Raw genomic sequence first — 23036 nt, 5'->3', positions numbered from 1 at the left:
CACGTCAGGGCTGGTTGCTGTCTAGCGCCATATCGATCAGATGCTGCACGTCCATCCCGTCGATGTCGTCGGGGGACGCCCCCTGATCACTGCGCTCCCCGACAGGGGTTCGCTGGGGGTCGGCCAGGTCCAGGAGCGTCTCCAGCAGGCCCGCTTCCCGGATGCGGGACAGCGGGATGGCCGCCAGCTTCCGGCGCAGCTCGGCCTCCTGCGGGTCGCCCTCCTCCAGCGGTGCGGCCGCGACGGCGTCGGGCAGCAGCCGGGCCAGCAGGTGCCGGGCCAGCGCCAGCGCGTTGGGGTAGTCGAAGACGAGGCTGGTGGGCAGCCGCAGGCCGGTGTCGGCGTTGAGCCGGTTGCGGAGTTCGACGGCGGTGAGCGAGTCGAAGCCCAGGTCCTTGAACGCGCGGTCCTCGGCGACGGCGTCGCCCGAGCCGTGGCCCAGGGCCGCCGCCACGTGGCCGCGGACCAGGTCCAGCAGGGCGGGCAGGCGATCGCCGCCCGGCAGCGCCTCCAGCCGCTGCCGCAGCCCGGCCGGCGCGTCACCGCCACCGGCTGCGGACCCGGCCTCGCCGCTGTCCTCGCGCAGGGCCTCGCGTGCCTCCGGCAGGTCGGCGATGAGGGGCCGCGGGCGGGCCGCGGCGAACGCCGGGGCGAACCGCGCCCAGTCGACGTCGGCGACCGTCACGGCCACCTCGTCGTCGGCGAGCGCCTCCCCCAGGGCCGCCAGGTTCGCGGCGGGCGCCATCGGCGGCAGGCCGCGGCGGCGCAGCTGCTCCTCCGCGTCGCCCTCGGCCGCCATACCGCCCTCGGCCCAGGGACCCCAGGCCACAGCCGTGGCCTTCAGACCACGGGCCCGACGCTGCTCGGCGAGCGCGTCAAGGAAGGCGTTGGCGGCAGCGTAAGCACCCTGACCACCACTGCCCCACACACCCGCGATGGACGAGAACAGCACGAACGCATCCAACGGATCACCATCGGCACCGGCACCGAACAGCGCGTCGAGATGCACCGCACCGGTCGTCTTGGCCGCAACGACCCGGGCGAAGTCCGGCAGTTCGCCGGCGGTGCCGGGCGGCTGCGAGATGCCGGCCGCGTGCACGACGGCCCGCACCGGCGACCCGTCGGCCGCCAGCTTGCCGATCAGCGTGGCCAGTTCCTCGCGGTCGGCGACGTCACAGGCCGCGAGGACGGTTTCCGTACCGAGCCCGGCCAGTTCCGTCCGCAGCTCGTCGGCGCCGGCCGCGGCGGGCCCGCTGCGGCTCACCAGGACGACGCGTTCGGCCCCCTTACGGGCCACCCAGCGGGCCACGTGGGCGCCGAGCGCCCCCGTACCGCCGGTGATCAGCACGGTGCCGCGCGGCGTCCACTCCGAGCCCGGCCGTACGGCCGTGGTGCGGGCGGCGCGCACCAGCCGGCGCACGTAGGCACCGGAGGGCCGGACGGCCACCTGGTCCTCGTCGCCGCCACCCGCCAGGACGTCGCACAGCCGCCCGGCCGCCCGCGCGTCCACCTCGGCGGGCAGGTCCACGAGGCCGCCCCAGCGCTCCGGCTGTTCCAGGGCCACGACCCGGCCCAGGCCCGCGACCTGCGCCTGGACGGCGCTCGCCAGCGGGTCGGCGGCGTCCACGGACACGGCGCCACGGGTCACGCACCACAGTCGGGGGGCGATGGTGTCGTCGAGGCCCTCCAGGGCCTGTGCCAGGGCGTTGGTGAGGGCCAGGCCGGCCGGGACGGCCGGGTGCGCGGGGTGCGGCGTCTCGTAGAGCGCGAGCAGCGACAGGACGCCGGCGACGGGCTCGCCGGACGCCACGGCTGCCGCCAGGCGACGGCCGAGTCCGCCGGCGTCGGCGATGTCGCCGATGCCGAGCGGCAGGGTGGTGACGCGGGCGCCGCGGAGGGCCAGTTCGGCGGCGACCGTCTCGATGCCCGGGTCACCGGCGAGCGCGGCCGGCACCAGCAGCAGCCACTGCCCGGTCAGGCGCCGCCCGGCGGCGACGTCCGTGGCCGGCTTCCATACGACGCGGTAGCGGCGGTCGTCGCCCGTGGCCGGGGGCTCCGGCCAGTAACGGCGGCCCTGGAAGGCGTACGTCGGCAGGTCGACGCGGCGGGCACCGGTGCCGGCGAAGTACGCGTCCCAGTCCGGGGCGATGCCACGGACGTGGACCTGGGCGAGGGCCCGGGTCAGCGTCTCGGCCTCCGCCCGGTCGCGGCGCAGGACGGGAACGAAGGCACCGTCTGCAACGGACTCCTGGGCCATGGCGGTCAGGATGCCGTCGGGGCCGAGCTCGACGAAGGCGGAGACGCCCGCGGCTTCCAGGGCCTTGACGCCGTCGTGGAAGCGGACGGCCTCGCGGACGTGCCGCACCCAGAAGTCGGGCGACGTCATCTCGTCGGCCGCGACCGTCGCGCCGGTGAGGTTGGAGACGACGGGAACGCGGGGCTCGTGGTAGGTGAGCCGGCCCGCCACCTCACGGAACGCCGCCAGCATGTCGTCCATGAGCGGCGAATGGAATGCATGACTCACGGTGAGGCGACGGGTCTTACGGCCCTCGGCCTCGAAGCGAGCCACGATCGCCAGGACGTCGGCCTCCTCGCCGGAGACCACGACCGACTGCGGCCCGTTGACGGCGGCGATGCCCGCGCGGTCGGTGAGGTACGGGGTCACCTCGTCCTCGGTGGCCTGCACCGCCACCATCGCGCCGCCCTCGGGCAGGTCCTGCATCAGCCGGCCCCGAGCGGCGACGAGCGCGGCCGCGTCGGCCAGGGAGAACACCCCGGCGACGTGCGCGGCGGCGATCTCGCCGATCGAGTGGCCGGAGACCAGGTCAGGGGTGATGCCCCAGGTCTCCAGCAGCCGGAACAGCGCCACTTCCACCGCGAACAGCGCCGGCTGGGCGAACTCCGTCCGGTCGAGCACCGCAGCGTCGTCGCCGAACACCACGTCCTTCAGCGGCACCCGCAGGTGACGGTCGAGCTCCGCGCACACCGCGTCCAGCGCCTCGGCGAACACCGGGTACGCCTCGTACAGCTCGCGACCCATGCCGAGCCGCTGGCTGCCCTGACCGGTGAAGAGGAACGCCACCTTCCCTCCGGCCGGGGCGCCTTCGACCAGGCCGGGGACGTCGCGTCCGGCGGCGAGGGCGTCGAGTGCGGCCTGGAGGTCCTCCCGGCCGGCGGCCGGCAGCACCGCTCGGTGGTCGAGAGCGGTACGGCTGGTGGCGAGGGAGTAGGCGACGTCGGCCGGGCGCAGCTCGGGGTGCGTGGCGAGGTGGGCGTGCAGCCGTGCGGCCTGGGCCCGCAGCGACTCGTCGTTCTTCGCCGACAGGGCGTAGGGCAGGACGGGCGGGACGGTGCGGCTCGCGCCGTCTTCCGGGGTGACCGGTTCGGGGGCGTGCTCGATGACGGTGTGGGCGTTGGTGCCGCTGATGCCGAAGGACGAGATCGCGGCGCGGCGCGGGCGGTTGCCCGTCTCCGGCCATTCCCGGGTCTCGGTCAGCAGCTCGACGGCGCCCGTCGACCAGTCGACGTGCGGTGTGGGCTCGTCGACGTGCAGGGTGCGCGGCAGGACGCCGTGCTGCATGGCCAGCACCATCTTGATGATGCCGGCGACGCCCGCGGCGGCCTGGGTGTGGCCGAGGTTGGACTTCACCGACCCGAGCCACAGTGGCCGGTCGTCGTCCCTGCCCTGGCCGTAGGTGGCGAGCAGTGCCTGTGCCTCGATGGGGTCGCCGAGGGTCGTACCGGTGCCGTGGGCCTCGACGGCGTCGACGTCGGCCGCCGTCAGGCGGGCGGTGGCCAGGGCTTCGCGGATGACGCGCTGCTGCGAGGGGCCGTTGGGCGCGGTGAGGCCGTTGCTCGCACCGTCCTGGTTGACGGCGCTGCCGCGGACGACGGCGAGGACGGGGTGGCCGTTGCGGCGGGCGTCGGAGAGGCGCTCCACGAGGAGCATGCCGATGCCCTCGGACCAGCCGGTGCCGTCCGCGGCCGCCGCGAACGCCTTGACGCGGCCGTCGGCGGCGAGGCCGCCCTGGCGGCTGAACTCGGCGAAGTTGCCGGCGGTCGACATCACCGTCACGCCGCCGGCGAGTGCCATGGCGCACTCGCCGGACCGCAGGGCCTGGACGGCCCAGTGCAGGGCGACGAGGGACGACGAGCAGGCCGTGTCGACCGTGACGGCCGGGCCTTCGAGGCCGAACGCGTAGGCGACGCGGCCCGACATGATGCTGGCGGCGTTGCCGGTCATCACGTGGCCGGCGACGCTGTCGCCGAGGTGGTCGAGGCCGGCGTCGTAGCCGCCGTAGGCCGCGCCGACGAAGACGCCGGTGCGGCTGCCCCGGAGCGCGGTCGCGTCGATGCCGGCGCGCTCGAACACCTCCCAGGAGGTTTCCAGCAGGAGCCGCTGCTGCGGGTCCATGGCGAGGGCCTCGCGCGGCGAGATGCCGAAGAAGTCGGCGTCGAAGCGGGCGGCGTCGCGCAGGAACCCGCCGAGGCGGACGTCGCCCGTGTCGGTGGCGGTGGCCTCCCAGCCGCGGTCGGCGGGGAAGCCGGAGATGGCGTCGCCGCCGGCCAGTACGAGGTCCCACAGGTCCTCGGGGGAGGCCACGCCGCCGGGGTAGCGGCAGCTCATGGCGACGATGGCGATGGGCTCGTCGTCGGCGAGCGCGGCACGGGCCGTTTCGGCGTGGGTCGTGGTGTCGTCGCCGAGGAGCTCGGTGAGCAGGTGGCGGGCGAGGGCCGTGGGGTTCGGGTGGTCGAAGACGAGGGTGGTGGGCAGCTTCAGGCCGGTGCCGGTGCTGAGCCGGTTGCGCAGCTCGACGGCCGTGAGCGAGTCGAAGCCGGCCTCCTTGAACGCGCGGTGGGGCTCGACGGCCTCCGGCCCGCCGTGGCCGAGGACGGCGGCGACCTGCGCCCGGACCAGGTCGAGGACCGCTTCCTCGCGTCCCGTCGCGGGGAGCGCGGCGAGCCGCCGGACCAGGGACGAACCGGTGGCGCCGGTGCTGGCCGTGCGCCGGGCGGAGCCCCGTACGAGGCCGCGGAACATCGCGGGCACCGGGTCGGTGCCGGCCGCGGACCGTACGGCGGCCAGGTCGAGGCGGGCGGGGAGGAGGGTGGCGTGGCCGGTGGCCAGGGCGGTGTCGAGGAGGCCGAGGGCCTCGTCGGAGGAGAGCGCGCCCATGCCGCCACGGGCCATGCGCCGAAGGTCGGCGTCCGACAGGTCACCGGTGATGCCGCTGGACCGCGCCCACAGACCCCACGCGAGGGAGGTGGCGGGCAGCCCCTGGGCGCGGCGGTGCTGGGCGAGGGCGTCCAGGTAGGCGTTGGCGGCGGCGTAGTTGGCCTGGCCGGCGGCACCGAGGGTGCCGGCGGCGGCGGAGAAGACGACGAACGCGGACAGCCCCAGCTCGCGCGTCAGCGCGTGCAGGTGCCAGGCGGCGTCCGCCTTGGGGCGCAGCGCCGTGTCCAGCCGGCCGGGGGTCTGCGACGCGAGGACGCCGTCGTCGAGGACACCGGCGGTGTGAACGACGGCGGTCAGGGGGTGCTCGGCCGGTACGGCGGCCAGGGCGCCGGCGAGCGCGGCCGGGTCGGCGGCGTCACAGGCGACGACGGTGACGCGGGCGCCGCGTTCGCCGAGGCGGGCGACGAGCTCGGCGGCACCGGGCGCGTCGGGGCCGCGCCGGCTGAGCAGCAGCAGGTGGCGGACGGCGTGCCGGTCCACCAGGTGCTGGGCGACGAGGGCACCGAGGGTGCCGGTGCCGCCGGTGACGAGAACGGTGCCGTCCGGGCTGAGGGCGGGGGCGCCGTCGGGGTCGACGGTGACACGGCTCAGCCGGGGGGCGAACACCTGTCCGCCACGGACGGCGAGTTCGGGCTCGGCGCCGGTGGTGAGGGCGTCGGCGAGGAGGGCATGCGGCAGGCCGTCGACGTCCACGGCGCCCGGCTCGACATCGATCAGGCCGAAGCGGCCCGGGTTCTCCGTCTCGGCCGAGCGGATCAGGCCCCATACGGCGGCGTGCGCAGGACGGGGGACGGTGTCGGTGCCGGACACCGCGAGTGCGCCGTGCGTGGTGAAGACCAGGCGGGACGTGTCGAAGCGCTCGTCGGACAGCCACTCCTGGGCCAGGGCGAGGGTCCGGTGCGCGGCGGCCCGGACGGCCTCCGGGCCCCCTGCGGTCTCCGTTTCCCCGCCGTCCGTCGTGGCGACGGTCACGGGCGCGAACACCAGGGCGGGCACGGGGCCTTCGGCGGCCGCGAGGGCGGCCAGGTTCTCGTACACCGTCGCCCCGGTGGCCGACGCCAGTGCCGCCACCTCCGGTGCGTCCGGCGTGCCGAGTACGGCCGCGGGCTGCGGCGACGCACCGGCGGTGCCGGTCAGCGCGGCCCACTCCGTACGGAACAGGGCGTCACCGGCCGCCGCCGCACCGCCGCCGGCGACCTCGGCCGGGACGGCGCGCAGCGTCAGGCGGTCGGCGGAGAACACCGGTGCGCCTTCCGCGTCGGCCGCGTGCAGCGACACGCCGCCGGCGGGCGCCGGGGCGAGCCGTACGCGCAGTGCGGTCGCACCGACCGCGTGCAGGGCCGCTCCGTACCAGCCCGACGACAGCGGCGGCTCACCGGCGTGGTGCGCGGCGTGCGCGGCCGCCTCCAGGAGCGCCGGGTGCAGCCCGAACGCACCGGCATCCGCACCGCCGGGCAGGGCGATCTCGGCGAACACCTCGTCGCCGCGCCGCCACACCGCCCGCAGGCCGTGGAAGAGCGGCCCGGAGGCGAGTCCGGCGTCGGCGAGCGCCTCGTAGACCTCGGCCGCGCCGGCCTCGGTCTCCTGCGCGCCGTGCGGCGGCCACTCGCCGAGCCCGAAGTCCTCGGCGGTGGGGGCGGCCGAGAGGTCGCCGGGAGCGAGGGTGCCGGTCGCGTGCCGGGTCCAGGCGGCGTCGGCGGGCGCGTCCTCGTGCCGCGAGGAGACCACCAGCGCGCGGCGCCCCGCGCCGTCCACCGGGCCCACCTCGACCTGGAGCCGGACGGCGCCGTGCTCGGGCAGGCCCAGCGGCGCGTCGAGGGTGAGTTCCTCGACCTGCTCGCAGCCGACCTGGTCGCCGGCGCGGATGGCCAGCTCGACGAACGCGGCGCCGGGCACGAGCGGCGTCCCGCCGACCGCGTGGTCGGCCGGCCACGGGTGGGTGCGCCGGGAGAGCCGGCCGGTGAACAGGACCCCGTCCGTGCCGGCGAGCGGCACGGCGGCGCCCAGCAGCGGGTGGCGGGGCGCGTCGAGACCGGCGGCGGTCACGTCACCGGCCCGGGAGCCGGGCTCCAGCCAGTACCGCTGGTGCTGGAAGGCGTACGTGGGCAGGTCGACGCGGACCGCGCCGGTACCGGCGAAGTACGCGTCCCAGTCGACGGCCGCACCGTGGCCGTGCGCCGCGGCGAGGGCGGCGGTGAGGCTGTGTGCCTCGGAGTGGTCGCGGCGCAGGACGGGGACGAAGGCGACGTTCTCGGCGGTCTTTTCGACGGACTCCTGGGCCATGGCGGTCAGGACGCCGTCGGGGCCGAGCTCGACGAAGGTCGTGACCTCGGCGGCCCGGAGGGCCTTGACGCCGTCGTGGAAGCGGACGGCCTCGCGGACGTGCCGCACCCAGAAGTCGGGGGACGTCATCTCGTCGGCCGCGACGATCGCGCCGGTGAGGTTGGAGACGACGGGGATACGGGGCTCGTGGTAGGTGAGCCGGCCCGCCACCTCGCGGAACGCCGCCAGCATGTCGTCCATGAGCGGCGAGTGGAATGCGTGACTGACCGTGAGGCGACGGGTTTTGCGGCCCTCGGCCTCGAAGCGGGCCGCGATCGCCAGGACGTCCGTCTCGTCACCGGAAACCACCACGGACCGCGGGCCGTTGACGGCCGCGATGCCGGTGCGGTCGGTGAGGTACGGGGTCACCTCGTCCTCGGTCGCCTGCACCGCCACCATCGCGCCGCCCTCGGGCAGCTTCTGCATGAGGCGGCCGCGAGCGGCGACGAGCACCGATGCGTGGGCGAGGGAGAACACGCCGGCGACGTGCGCGGCGGCGATCTCGCCGACGGAGTGGCCGGAAACGAGGTCAGGGGTGATGCCCCACGCCTCCAGCAGTCGGAACAGCGCCACTTCCACAGCGAACAGCGCCGGCTGCGCGAACTCCGTCCGGTCGAGAACGGCCGCGTCGTCGCCGAACAGCACGTCCTTCAGCGGACGGCTGAGGTACCTGTCGATCTCCGCGCACACCGCGTCCAGCGCCTCGGCGAACACCGGGTACGCCTCGTACAGCTCGCGGCCCATCCCGAGCCGCTGGCTGCCCTGGCCGGTGAAGAGGAACGCCACCTTGCCGTCCGCCGGCGTAAGAGGGGCGGCCGCCGTGCCCTCGGCGAGGCCGGCGAGGGCCTGCATCAGCTCGGTGCGGTCGGCGCCGGTGACGTGGGTGCGGTGGTCGAGGGCGGCGCGGGTGGTGGCGAGGGAGTACGCGACGTCGGCCGGGCGCAGCCCGGGGTGGGCGTCGAGGTGGGCGCGGAGCCGTTCGGCCTGGGCGCGTACGGCGTCGGGCGTACGGCCGGACAGCAGCCAGGGCAGCACGGGATGCCGCGTGGTGGTGGCGGCGGTGTCGTCCGCCGGCTCCGCGGCGGGCGCTTCCTCGATGATGGTGTGGGCGTTGGTGCCGCTCACACCGAAGGCGGAGACGGCGGCGCGGCGCGGCTGTTCCGTCTGCGGCCAGGGGCGGGGCTCGGTGAGGAGGGAGACGGCGCCGGCGGTCCAGTCGACCTCGGGCGTGGGCTCGTCGACGTGCAGGGTGCGGGGCAGGGTGCCGTGGCGGAGCGCCATCACCATCTTGATGATGCCGCCGACGCCGGCGGCGGCCTGGGCGTGGCCGAGGTTGGACTTGAGGGAACCCAGCCACAGCGGCCGGCCGTCGGGGCGTTCCTGGCCGTAGGTGGCGAGAAGGGCCTGCGCCTCGATCGGGTCGCCCAGGGTCGTGCCGGTGCCGTGGGCCTCGACGGCGTCGACCTCGGCCGCCGACAGCTCGGCGTTGGCGAGGGCCTGGCGGATGACGCGTTGCTGCGCGGGCCCGTTGGGGGCGGTGAGGCCGTTGCTGGCGCCGTCCTGGTTGACGGCGGAGCCGCGGACGACGGCCAGGACCTGGTGGCCGTTCTTCAGCGCGTCGGAGAGGCGTTCGACGAGGAGGACGCCGACGCCCTCGGACCAGCCGGTGCCGTCGGCCGCGGCGGCGAACGACTTGCAGCGGCCGTCGGTGGCCAGGCCGCGCTGCCGGCTGAACTCGACGAACACGTCGGGGCTCGGCATGACGGTCACGCCGCCGACCAGCGCGAGGGAGCACTCGCGCTGGCGCAGCGCCTGGGTGGCCCAGTGCAGGGCGACGAGGGAGGAGGAGCAGGCCGTGTCGACGGTGGCGGCGGGGCCCTCCAGGCCGAACGTGTAGGCGATGCGGCCGGAGAGGACGCTGGTGGCGCCGCCCGTCAGCAGCAGCCCCTCGAGCTCCTCGGGGGCCTGGCCGAGGTCGCTGCCGTACCCCATGGAGCTGGCGCCGACGAACACGCCGGTGCGGCTGCCCCGCAGGCGGGCCGGGTCGATGCCGGCCCGCTCGAAGACCTCCCAGGACGTCTCCAGCAGCAGGCGCTGCTGCGGGTCCATGGCGAGGGCCTCGCGGGGCGAGATGCCGAAGAAGGCGGGGTCGAACTCGGTGGCGCCGGTCAGGAAGCCGCCGCCGGTGTTGTAGAAGGTGCCCTTCTTGTCGGGGTCGGGGTCGGCCAGGGCGTCCACGTCCCAGCCGCGGTCGGCGGGGAAGCCGGAGATGGCGTCACCGCCCTCGTCCACCAGCCGCCACAGGTCCTCGGGCGAGCCGACGCCGCCGGGGAACCGGCAGCTCATCGCGACGATCGCGATCGGCTCGCGGCTGCCGGCCTCCACCTCCTGCAGGCGGCGACGGGCGCGGCGCAGTTCGGTGGTGACCCACTTCAGGTTGTCGAGAAGCTTCTCTTCGTTCGCAGTAGCCACGTCAGGATCGCCCGAATTCGTTGTTGATGATGTTGAAGATGTCGTCGGCGGAAGCGGAGTCGAGGCCGTCCTCGTCCGCGCTGTCGCCGGCTGCCGCGCTCTCCGCCTCGTGCCAGGTGCGGAGGAGCTTCTCCAGGCGGGCCGTGACCGACGCCCGCTCGGCGGCGTCCTCGGCGTTCACCGAGGCCAGGAGGTAGTCGAGCTTGTCGATCTCGGTGAGGACGGGCAGCTGCTGCGGCTCGTCCTCCCCCACGAGCTCGGTACGCAGCCGGTCCGCGAGGGCCGACGGCGTGGGGTGGTCGAACACCAGGCTGGCCGGCAGGCGCAGCCCGGTGGCGGTGGTGAGGCGGTTGCGGAGCTCGACGGCCGTGAGCGAGTCGAAGCCCAGCTCCTTGAAGGCACGGCCCGCCTCGACCGCCGCGGCCCCGCTGTGCCCGAGCACGCCCGCCACGTGGGTGCGTACCAGGTCGAGCAGGATGCGCCCGGCCTCGTCGCCGTCCACCGATTCCAGGCGGGTGCGCAGCGCGTCGGCCGGCTCGGCCTGCCCGGCCGCCTGCCCGGCGCCGGGCTCGGTCCCGTCACCGTCGAGGCGCAGGGCCTGCCGCGCTTCCGGCAGGTCGGCGATGAGGGGCCGCGGCCGGGCCGCGGTGAACGCCGGGGCGAACCGCGCCCAGTCGACGTCCGCGACGGTGAGCGTCGTCTCGTCGTCGTCCAGCGCCCGCTGGAGCGCGGTGACCGACAGCCCGGGCGCCATCACCGGCAGGCCACGGCGGCGCAGCTGCTCCTCCGCGTCGCCCTCGGCCGCCATACCGCCCTCGGCCCACGGCCCCCAGGCGACGGCCGTGGCCTTCAGACCGCGAGCCCGACGCTGCTCGGCGAGCGCATCAAGGAAGGCGTTGGCGGCAGCGTAAGCACCCTGACCACCACTGCCCCACACACCCGCGATGGACGAGAACAGCACGAACGCATCCAACGGATCACCATCGGCACCGGCACCGGCACCGAACAGCGCGTCGAGATGCACCGCGCCGAGGACCTTGGCGGCCATCACGTCGGACAGCTCCTCGGGCCCGGTCTCCGCGAGCGGCGCGTACTGCCCGACGCCGGCGGCGTGCACCACCGCGTGGATGCGGGGCAGCCCCGCGACCAGGCTCGCCAGGGCGTCGCGGTCGGTGATGTCGCACGCGGCGAGGGTCACCTCGACGCCGAGCGCCGTCAGTTCGTCGCGCAGCGCGCGGGCCCCGGGGGCCTGCTCGCCGCTGCGGCTGGTGAGCACGAGGTGCTCGGCGCCGCCGCCCGCCAGCCACCGGGCCACGTGGGCGCCGAGCGCCCCCGTGCCTCCGGTCACCAGCACGGTGCCACGCGGCTGCCAGCCGCCCCGCTCCACCGCCGCGGGCCGCCCGGCCCGCACGACGCGCCGGACGAGCAGCCCGGACGTACGGAGGGCCAGCTGGTCCTCGCCGTCGAGTGCGCCGCCGGTGTCCGCGGTGCGGGCGAGGAGTCCGGCGAGGCGTGCCGCCGTGCTCTCGTCGACCGCCTCGGGCAGGTCGACCAGACCGCCCCACAGCTCGGGGTGTTCCAGGGCCACGACCCGGCCGAGACCCCAGACCTGGGCCTGGGCCGCGCTCCGCAGCTCCTCGACGGGGCTGGTGGCGACGGCACCCGACGTGACGCACCACAGGGGTGCCCGCACGCCGGCGGCCGTCATGGCCGGGACGAGAGCAGCGGTCAGCAGCAGACCCGCCGGCACGGCCGGGTACAGCGGATGTGCCTCCTCGGCCAGCGCGGCCAGCGACACCACACCCCGTACCGGCTCGCCTCCGGCGACCTCCGCCAACCGTGCGGCGAGCGCCTCCCCGGCGAGGTCGCCGGCCGCCGCGCCGGCACCGGCCGGAACGACGACCTTCCGCACGTCGGCGCCGTGCCCGGCGAGCGTCGCGAGGACCTCGCGGACGACAGGCGCGTCGGCGTGCACGTCGGGCACGACCACCGGCCACAGGCCGGACAGCGCGGATGCCGTGGTGGCATCGGGGTCACCGGCGTCGCCGGCCGGCTTCCACGACACCCGGTAGGCCCAGCCGTCGACCGTCGCCTCGTCCTGCCGGCGGCGACGCCACGCGGACAGGGCGGGCAGCACGGCACTGAGCGGCTGCTCGGCGTCGACGGCCAGCTCCTCGGTCAGAGACGCGAGGTCGTCGTTCTCGACGGCCTCCCAGAACCGGGCGTCGAGCGCCTCGGGGCCCGGGCTGGTCGCGGCCTTCGCCCCGTCCGCCCGGCGGAGGTCGTCCAGCCAGTACCGCTCGTGCTGGAACGCGTACGTCGGCAGGTCGACACGGCGGGCGCCGGTACCGGCGAAGTACGCGGCCCAGTCCGGGCCGGCCCCGTGCACGTGCAGCCCGGCGACGGCCGTGGTGAGGGCCTGCGCCTCGGAATGGTCACGACGGAGAACGGGCACGAAGCGCGCCTCGTCGGCCTCGACGAACTGCTGCGCCATGCCGCACAGCACACCGTCGGGACCGAGCTCCACGAAGGTCGTCACACCCGCGGCTTGCAGGGCGGTGACACCGTCGTGGAAACGGACGGCCTCACGGACGTGACGCACCCAGAAGTCGGGCGACGTCATGTCATCTGCACCGGCCACGGCCCCGGTGAGGTTGGAGACCATCGGGATGCGCGGCGCGCCGTACGTCAGCGACTCGGCGACCTTGCGGAAGTCACCCAGCATGCCGTCCATCAACGGCGAGTGGAACGCATGACTCACGGTGAGACGACGGGTCTTGCGACCCTCCGCCTCGAAGTGTGCCGCGACCTCCAGCGCCTCGGCCTCGTCACCGGCGACGACGACCGACGACGGCCCGTTGACGGCGGCGATGCCCAGACGGTCGGTGAGGTACGGCGTCACCTCGGCCTCGGTCGCCTCGACGGCCACCATCGCACCACCGGCGGGCAGCTCCTGCATCAGGCGGCCACGGGCGGCAACGAGCGCGGCGGCGTCGGCCAGGGAGAACACGCCGGCGACATGCGCGGCAGCGATCTCACCGATCGAGTGACCGGAGAGGAGGTCGGGGCTGATACCCCAGGTTTCGAGCAGGCGGAACAGCGCCACTTCGAGGGCGAAGAGCGCCGGCTGAGCGAACTCCGTCCGGTCGATCGCCTCCGCCTCGTCACCGAAGAGGACGGCGTAGAGGGGCCGCTCCATGTGCTGGTCGAGCTCGGCGCAGACAGCGTCGAGGGCGTCCGCGAACGCGGGATACGTGTCGTACAGCTCGCGGCCCATGCGGAGCCGCTGGCTGCCCTGGCCGGTGAACAGGAACGCCACCTTGCCCTCAGCCGGCACGGCCGCGCCCCGGACCAGGCCGGGAGCGGACTCGCCACGGGCCAGCGCGTCGAGACCGGCGAGGAGCCCGTCCCGGTCCGTCCCGACGACGACCGCGCGCTGCTCCAGCGCCGTACGGGTCGTGGCCAGTGCGTACCCGACGTCGAGGGGCCGCAGCGCCGGTTCGGCCGCCACACGGTCCCGCAGACGGGCCGCCTGGTCGCGCAGAGCCTCGGCGGTCTTGGCCGACAGGGCCCACGGAACGACGGCGGGCTGTGCGGCCTGTGCGGGTGCCTCTGCCGGGGCCTCGTCGGGCAGCGGTGCCTCCTCCAGCACGGTGTGAGCGTTCGTCCCGCTGAAGCCGAAGGACGAGACACCGACACGGCGGGGACGCCCGGTCTCGGGCCACTCGCGGGCCTCGGTCAGCAGCGAGACGGCCCCGGCGGACCAGTCGACGTGCGACGTCGGCTCATCGACATGCAGGGTCTGCGGCAGGACACCGTGCTGCATGGCCAGCACCATCTTGATGATGCCCGCGACACCGGCCGCGGCCTGGGTGTGACCGATGTTCGACTTGATCGAACCGAGGTAGAGCGGCTGGTCCTCGGCGCGGTCCTTGCCGTACGTGGCCAGCAGCGCCTGCGCCTCGATCGGGTCACCGAGCTTGGTGCCCGTACCGTGCGCTTCGACGGCGTCGATGTCGGCAGGCGCGAGACCGGCCGACGCGAGCGCCTGCCGGATCACCCGCTGCTGCGAGGGGCCGTTGGGGGCGGTGAGGCCGTTGCTCGCGCCGTCCTGGTTGATGGCCGAGCCACGGACGACCGCGAGGACCGGGTGGCCGTGGCGGCGGGCGTCGGACAGCCGCTCGACGAGCAGCATGCCGACACCTTCACCCCAGCCGGTGCCGTCCGCCGACTCCGAGAACGCCTTCACCCGGCCGTCGGCGGCAAGCCCGCGCTGACGGCTGAACTCGATGAACGCGCCCGGCGTCGACATCACCGTCACACCACCGGCCAGCGCCAGGTCGCACTCACCGTTGCGCAGTGCCTGCACGGCCCAGTGCAGTGCCACCAGCGACGCCGAACACGCCGTGTCCACCGTCACCGCCGGGCCTTCCAGCCCGAACGTGTACGCCAGGCGGCCCGACACCACACTCGCCGCGTTGCCGGTGCCGAGGAAGCCCTCCAGCCCCTCCGGCACGTCCTGGACGAACGAGTCGTAGTCCTGGCCGTTGGTGCCGACGAAGACACCGGCCTGGCTGCCGCGCAGCGCCACCGGGTCGATACCGGCCCGCTCGAACGCCTCCCACGACGTCTCCAGCAGCAGACGCTGCTGCGGGTCCATCGCCAGGGCCTCGCGCGGCGAGATCCCGAAGAACGCCGGGTCGAACTCGGCGGCGTCGTAGAGGAAGCCGCCACCGCGGGCGTAGAAGGTGCCCTGCTGGTCCGGGTCGGGGCTGTAGAGCCGGCTCAGGTCCCAGCCGCGGTCGGTCGGGAAGTCGGCGATGGCGTCCTCACCGGACAGCAGCAGGCGCCACAGGTCCTCGGGGGACCGCACGTTGCCCGGGAAGCGGCAGCTCATGGCCACGATCGCGATCGGGTCGTCGTCCACGCCGGCCGCCCGCGTGCCGGCGACCGCGTCGGCCGCCGTCCGGCTGCCGACGAGCTCGGCGCGCAGGAAAGCCGCCAGGGAGGCCGCCGTCGGGTAGTCGAAGACGAGCGTGGCGGGCAGGTCGACGCCCGTCGCAGAGCCGAGACGGTTGCGCAGCTCGACGGCGGTGAGCGAGTCGAAGCCCAGCTCGCGGAAGGCCCGGTCCGCCTCGATCGACGCCGAGCCGTCGTGGCCCAGCACCGCCGAGACGTGGCTGCGCACGAGGTCGAGCAGGACCCGGTCCTGTTCGGCGGTGGACAGCTCCGCCAGCTGCTCGGCGAGCGGCACGGCCGCCGCACCGCGCGAGGACGTACCGGCGGACGTACGGTCGTCGCCCTCGCCGGCCTCGTCGAGGCCGAGGGCCTTGCGGGCTTCCGGCAGGTCGCCGATCAGCGGGCTGTGCCGGACGGCGACGAAGCCGGGCGTGAAGCGTGCCCAGTCGATGTCGGCGACGGTCAGCACGGCCTCGCCGGAGGCCACGGCCTGCTGCAACGCCTGGAGCGCCAGATCGGCGGCCATGGGCGGCACGCCGTTGCGGCGCATGCGCTGCTCGATCTCGCCGTCGGCGGCCATGCCGCCCTCGGCCCACGGGCCCCACGCGATCGAGGTGGCGGGCAGACCGGCAGCACGACGCTGCTCGGCAAGCGCATCGAGGTAGGCGTTGGCGGCGGCGTAGTTCGCCTGACCGGCCGAACCCAACGTGCCCGCAATGGACGAGAAGAGAACGAAGGCGGAAAGGTCGAGATCCCGCGTCAGCTCGTCCAGGTGCACGGCCGCCGTGGCCTTCGCACGCAGAACGCGCTCAAAGCGGTCGGGGGTGAGCCCGTCGAGCACACCGTCGTCCAGGACGCCCGCGGCGTGGAAGACCGCGGTCAGCGGGTACTCCGCCGGGAGCGAGTCCAGCAACGCGGCGAGCGCGCTCCGGTCGGTGACATCGCACGCAGCGACGGTGACCTTCGCGCCGGTGGCCTTCAGCTCGGCCTCCAGCTCCACAGCACCCGGCGCCTCAAGGCCCCGACGGCTGGTCAGCACCACATGCTCAGCGCCACGGGCGACGAGCCAGCGGGCCACCTCAGCACCTAGCGCACCGGTACCACCGGTCACCAGCACAGAACCACCGGCCGACCACTCGCCATTACCACCGTCGCCGCCGGTGGCACGCACCAGACGACGGGCGAACACACCCGACGCCCGGACCGCCACCTGATCCTCACCGGACTCACCGGCGAGGACGTCCAGCAGACGGCCGAGGGCGCGGTCGTCCGGGGTGCCCTGCGGGAGGTCGACGAGACCGCCCCAACGTGCGGGCCACTCCAGGGCGATCGCCCTGCCGAGTCCCCACACGGCGGCCTGGTCGGCGCTGCCGACGCGGTCCGCGCGGCCGACGGAGACGGCGCTCTGCGTGACGCACCACAGGGGCGCGTTCACACCGGCGTCGCCGAGCGCCTGGGCCAGAACGGCGGTCGAGACGACGGCCGCGCTCCCGGCCAGGGCGGTGAGCGACAGCACACCGTGGGCCGTACCGCCGGAACCCAGGGCGTCCTGGACCCGTGCGGCGACCTCCTCGCGGCCGGTACCGGCCGGCAGGATCAGCTGACGGACGTCGATACCGCGGCCGGACAGCGCTCCGGAGACGGCTTCGGCCAGCGGGTCGTCGGCGCAGTCGGCGGGCACGGCCAGCAGCCACGTCCCGGCCGGCGTTCCGGCCGGGCGACCCGTGACGGGCTTCCACCCGGCCACGTAGCGCCAGGCGTCGACCTCCGACTGCCGGAGCTGCTGCCGGCGCCAGGCCGACAGCGCCGGCAGGACGGCACCGAGCGGGCCGCCGTCGGCCACATCGAGGGTGGCGGCCAGCGACTCCAGGTCCTCCTTCTCCACCGCTTCCCAGAACCGGGCGTCGACGGAGTCGGACGAGGTGCCCGCGCCGGTTCCCGTGATGGCGACGGCGGGGGTTTCAAGCCAGTAGCGCTGACGCTGGAAGGCGTACGTGGGCAGGTCGGCGCGGCGTGCGCCCGTACCGGCGAAGTACGCGCTCCAGTCGACGCGCAGGCCACGGACGTGGGCCTGGGCGAGCGCCGTGGTGAGCGTCTCGGCCTCGGAACGGTCCCGGCGCAGGACGGGGACGAACGCGGCGCCGGCGACGGTCTCCTGAGCCATCGCCGAGAGCACGCCGTCCGGACCGAGCTCGACAAAGGTGGTGACACCCTCGGCGGCCAGAGCCTGCACACCGTCGTGGAAACGGACGGCTTCGCGGACGTGCCGCACCCAGAACTCCGGCGAGCACATGTCCTCACCGGACACGAGCGCACCGGTCAGGTTGGAGACGAGCGGGATGCGCGGCTCGCTGTAGCCGATGCCGGCGGCCACCTCGCGGAACGCGTCCAGCATGCCGTCCATCAGCGGCGAGTGGAACGCGTGGCTGACGGTGAGGCGACGGGTCTTGCGGCCCTGCGCCGCGAACCGCTCGGCGATCGCGAGAACCGCGTCCTCGTCACCGGCGACGACGACCGACGCCGGGCCGTTGATCGCAGCGACGCTCACACCGTCGACGAGCTCGATCTCACTCTCAGTGGCCTGGACGGCCACCATCGCGCCACCCGCAGGCAGCTCCTGCATCAGGCGGCCACGGGCAGCGACCAGCGCACACGCATCAGCCAGCGAGAACACGCCGGCCACGTGCGCGGCAGCGATCTCGCCGATCGAGTGACCGGAGAGCGCGTCGGGCTTCATGCCCCAGGTCTCCACCAGGCGGAAGAGAGCGACCTCGACCGCGAAGAGCGCCGGCTGGGCGAACTCCGTGCGGTCGAGCACCGCCGCGTCCTCGCCGAAGAGCACGTCCTTCAGCGGGCGGCGGAGGTGCGTGTCCAGCTCCGCGCACACCGCGTCGAGTGCCTCGGCGAACACCGGGTACGCCTCGTACAGCTCACGGCCCATGCCGAGCCGCTGGCTGCCCTGCCCCGTGAAGAGGAAGGCGGTCTTCCCGCCGGTCGGCGAGCCGTGGACCAGGCCGGCGGCGTCGCGGCCGGCGGCCAGCGCCTCCAGGCCGGCGAGGGCCTGCTCACGGTCGCGGACCACCAGCGCGGCCCGCGTCTCGAAACCTGCCCGGCCCACGGCCAGCGAGTGGGCGACATCGACCAGAGGCGTCGCCTCGTCCAGGAGGTGCGTCCGCAGTCGCTGCGCCTGGTCCCGGAGCGCGTCGCCGCCCTTGGCGGAGAGCACCAGCGGCAGGACCGACGGCGCGATGGCCGTCTCGTCCGTACGGTCGGTGTCGGGCTCGGTGTCCGGGGCCTGCTCGATGATGGTGTGCGCGTTGGTGCCACTGATACCGAACGACGACACGCCGGCGCGGCGCGGGTGACCGGTCTCCGGCCACTCACGGGCCTCGGTCAGCAGGGAGACAGCGCCTGCCGCCCAATCCACCTGGCTGGTGGGCTCGTCGACGTGGAGGGTCTGCGGCAGCACGCCGTGCCGCATGGCCATCACCATCTTGATGATGCCCGCGACGCCGGCCGCGGCCTGGGTGTGACCGATGTTCGACTTGATCGAACCGAGGTAGAGCGGCTGCTCCTCGGCCCGCTCGCGCCCGTAGGTGGCCAGCAGCGCCTGCGCCTCGATCGGGTCACCGAGCTTGGTGCCCGTACCGTGCGCCTCCACCGCGTCGATCTCGCTCGGCGCGAGGCCGGCGGCAGACAGCGCCTGCCGGATGACGCGCTGCTGGGACGGGCCGTTGGGCGCGGTCAGGCCGTTGCTGGCGCCGTCCTGGTTGATGGCCGAGCCGCGCACCACCGCGAGGACGGGGTGGCCGTGCTTCCGCGCGTCGGACAGCCGCTCGACGAGCAGCATGCCCGCGCCTTCGCCCCAGCCGGTGCCGTCGGCGGCGTCGGCGAAGGACTTGCAGCGGCCGTCGACGGCGAGACCGCGCTGGCGGCTGAAGTCGATGAACGTCTCCGGCGTGGCCATGACCGCCACACCGCCGGCGAGCGCCATGTCGCACTCGCCGTTGCGGAGTGCCTGGGCAGCCAGGTGCAGCGCGACGAGGGACGACGAGCAGGCCGTGTCCACGGTGACGGCCGGGCCTTCCAGGCCGAAGGTGTAGGCCACCCGGCCCGAGGCGATGCTGCCCGCGTTACCGGTACCGATGTAGCCCTCGACGCCCTCGGGGAACGTCGCCATGCCGGCGAGGTAGTCGTGGTACATGACGCCGGCGAAGACACCGGTGCGGCTGCCGCGCAGCGCGGTCGGGTCGATGCCGGCCCGCTCGAACGCCTCCCACGACGTCTCCAGCAGCAGACGCTGCTGCGGGTCCATGGCGAGAGCCTCGCGCGGCGAGATACCGAAGAACGCCGGATCGAACTCACCAGCCCCGTGAAGGAAGCCACCCTCACGCGTGTACGACGTCCCCGCATGGTCCGGGTCCGGGTGGTAGAGCCGCTCGACGTCCCAGCCGCGGTCGACCGGGAAACCCGAAATGCCGTCGCTGCCCGACAGCACCAGTCGCCACAGGTCCTCCGGCGACTCCACGCCGCCCGGGAACCGGCAGCTCATGCCGACGATCACCACCGGGTCGTCGACGACGCCGGTGATCGCGGTGCCACCGCGCACAGCGGTGACAGCGGGCTCGTCCGTCCCCACCAGCTCCTCGCAGAGATGCCGGGCGAGGTCGGCCGGGGTCGGGTAGTCGAAGACCAGCGTGGCGGGGAGGCGCAGGCCGGTGAGCGAGTTGAGCTCGTTGCGCAGTTCGACGGCGGTCAGCGAGTCGAAGCCGAGCTCCTTGAACGCGCGGGCGACGTCGACGGCCTGCGGTCCGCTGTGGCCGAGGACGGAGGCGACGCGGGCCCGGACCAGTTCGGCCATGACCTCTTCGCGCTCGGCCCGTGCCAGGCCGGCCAGCCGGTCCGCGAGCGAGCTGCCGCCGCTGTCCACGGCCGAGCCGGCCGCACGGCGTACGGGTGCGCGGACGATGCCGCGCAGCAACGGCTGCACCCCACCGTCGGCCGCGGCCGACGACTGGAGCGCGGCCAGGTCCAGCCGTATCGGCAGCACCACTGGCGCCTCGGCGGCCGAGCACGCCACGTCGAAGAGGTGGAGGCCCTCGTCCGACGACAGCGGAACGACGCCTTCGCGGCTGATGCGCCGCAGGTCGAGGTCGCTGAGGTGCCCGGTCATACCGCTCGCCTGGGCCCACAGACCCCAGGCCAGAGCAACCGCCGGCAGCCCCTCGGCACGCCGCTGCTGCGCCAGCGCCTCAAGGAAGGCGTTCGCGGCGGCATAGCTCGCCTGTCCGGCAGCACCGAACGTGGCGGCCGCACCGGAGAACAGCACGAATGCGGACAGATCGAAGTCGCGGGTGAGCTCGTGCAGGTTCCAGGCCGCGTCCACCTTCGGACGCAGCACACCGTCCACACGCTCCGGCGACAACGACGTGATCACACCGTCGTCGATCACACCGGCGGCGTGCACCACGGCCCGCAGCGGCTGCTCGGCCGGTATGGACTCCAGCAGCCCGGCGAGTGCCTCGCGGTCGGCGACGTCACACGCGGCCCACGTCACCGACTCGGCACCGAGGCCGGTCAGTTCCTCCGCGAGCTCCTGGGCACCTTCGGCCTCGGCGCCCCGGCGGCTGACGAGCAGCAGGTGACGGGTGCCGTGCTCGGTCACAAGGTGACGGGCCAGGAGCCCGCCCAGCGTGCCCGTCGCACCGGTCACCAGAACCGTGCCGTCGCCCGCGAAGGCATCATCCCCGTCGACGTCCGCCAGCGCGGCACGGCCGAGACGCGGAACGCGCACCAGCCCCTCACGGACGGCCAGTTCGGGCTCGTCCAGCGTCAGCCAGGCCGGGTCGACCGCCTCGACGGATGCGTCGAGGTCGACCATCACGAACCGGCCCGGGTGCTCCGACTGCGCCGAACGGAACAGACCACGCACCGCAGCAGCCGCCAGATCGGCCACACCCTCGCCCGGCAGCACCTCCACCGCACCACGCGTCACCAACACCAACCGCGCATCCGCACAACGCTCATCGGCCAGCCACACCTGGACGTCGTCCAACGTGCGGTGAACGGAAGCACGTACGGAGCCGGAGCCGAAGGGCTCGCCCGGCGCGCCGCACTCGACCACCACGGTGGCGGGTACGGCAGCACCGGCATCGAGCGATGCGAGGAACGACCGCAGCCCGTCGGCACCCAGCGTCACGACCTCACCGGCAGCATTCGCCGCCCCGGCGGCCGGAGCGGCAACCCACTCCACCCCGAACAGCGACTCGACACGACCGGCAGCCCGCACACCCTCCGCAGAGGCAGCACGCAACGCCACCGAATCGACCGCCGCGACCGGCTGGCCCACACCGTCGGCCACCAGCAGCGACACTGCACCCGGACGCAGCGCGGACAGCCGTACCCGCAGCACCGACGCACCCGCCGCCCGCAGCGACACACCGCTCCACGCGAAGGGGAGCAGGGCGCCGGACGCGGACTCGTCGTCCTTCTCCAGGCCGAGGGAGTGGAGGGCAGCGTCCAGGAGCGCCGGGTGCATGCCGTACCGGGCAGCTTCTTCCCGAGTCTCGTCGGGCAGCGCGACCTCGGCGAAGAGGTCGGTGCCACGCCGCCACACCGCGCGCAGCCCGCGGAACACCGGTCCGTACGCCAGACCGTCGCCTGCCAGCTCCTCGTACAGCCCCTCAACGGGGAGGGCCGTCGCATCGACCGGCGGCCAAAGGGTCAGGTCCTCGTCGCCGGCGGGGACGTCGTTCGCGAGCACGCCGGTGGCGTGGCGCGTCCACGGCTCGCCACCCAGCACGTCCTGGCGTCGCGAGTACACGCTGAACGAACGGTGACCGGCCGCATCCGCAGCCTCCACCATCAACTGCACCCGCACACCCACACCGTCAGGAAGCACCAACGGCGCCTCCAGCGTCAGCTCATCGAGCCGACCAGCCCCCACACGGCTTCCCGCATGCAGAGCCAACTCCACAAACGCCGTACCCGGCAGCAGAACAGAGCCCAGCACCACATGGTCCGCAAGCCACCCCGGCGCACCAGCCGACAACACACCCGTGAACAGGAACCCATCACTGTCGGCCAGACCCACCACAGCACCCAGCAACGGATGACCAGCAACGCTGAGGCCCATGGCCTCGGGGTCACCACTCGCGACGATGCCGGCGACGTCCGGCCAGAAGCGCTCGCGCTGGAAGGCGTACGTGGGCAGGTCGACGCGGCGGGCGCCGGTCGTGGCGTAGTACGCGTGCCAGTCGACGGCAATACCGCGCGTGTACGCCTGGGCGAGGGCGGTGGTCAGCGTCTCGGTCTCGGCGCGGTCGCGACGCAGGACGGGCACGAAGACGGCATCCGCATCGACGAACTGCTGCGCCATGCCCGACAGCACACCGTCGGGCCCGAGCTCCACGAACGTCGTCACGCCCTCGGCGAGGAGAGCCTGCACACCGTCGTGGAAGCGGACGGCCTCACGCACGTGCCGCACCCAGAAGTCAGGCGATGCCATCTCGTCACCTGCGACGAGTCCACCAGTCAGATTGGAGACGACCGGGACACGCGGCTCGCTGTAGCTGATCCCAGCGGCCACCTCCCGGAACGCGCCCAACATGCCGTCCATCAACGGCGAGTGGAACGCATGGCTCACGCTCAGGCGACGCGTCTTACGACCGTCCGCCTCGAAGCGGGCCGCGATCTCCAGAACCGCCGCCTCGTCACCGGAAACGACCACCGACGACGGGCCATTGATCGCAGCAATACCGACCAGATCGGTCAGGTACGGGGTGACTTCCTCCTCGGTGGCCTGCACGGCCACCATCGCACCGCCCGCAGGCAGCTCCTGCATCAAACGGCCACGGGCCGCGACCAGCGCACACGCATCAGCCAGCGAGAACACACCCGCCACATGCGCAGCAGCAATCTCACCGATCGAATGGCCGGCCAGCGCATCGGTCGTGAGACCCCACGCCTCGACGAGCCGGAACAGCGCCACCTCGACGGCGAACAGCGCCGGCTGAGCGAACTCCGTCCGCTCCAGCAGCTCCGCGTC

Annotated in this window: 1 protein-coding gene and 1 pseudogene (1 of these 2 cut by a window edge); both read right to left on the bottom strand. The window is 74.1% G+C overall.

The window, feature by feature from the left end; translation table 11 throughout:
• Window positions 1-4 precede the first annotated feature (4 nt).
• Window positions 5-10021 (bottom strand): annotated as a pseudogene (locus tag IE305_RS33890) (SDR family NAD(P)-dependent oxidoreductase); the annotation flags it as partial.
• A gap of 10 nt (window positions 10022-10031) precedes the next feature.
• Window positions 10032-23036, bottom strand: the 3' end of a protein-coding gene (locus tag IE305_RS18690; RefSeq protein WP_190130788.1) for a type I polyketide synthase. It continues 16917 nt past the right edge of the window; only the last 13005 of its 29922 coding nucleotides appear in the window; its start codon lies off the right edge, out of view; the stop codon is at window positions 10032-10034.

The organism is Streptomyces mashuensis (assembly GCF_014654785.1).
Lineage (GTDB): Bacteria > Actinomycetota > Actinomycetes > Streptomycetales > Streptomycetaceae > Streptomyces > Streptomyces mashuensis.
Note: the sequence above shows the minus strand (reverse complement) of the source record. Positions and strands in the feature narration are given on the sequence as shown.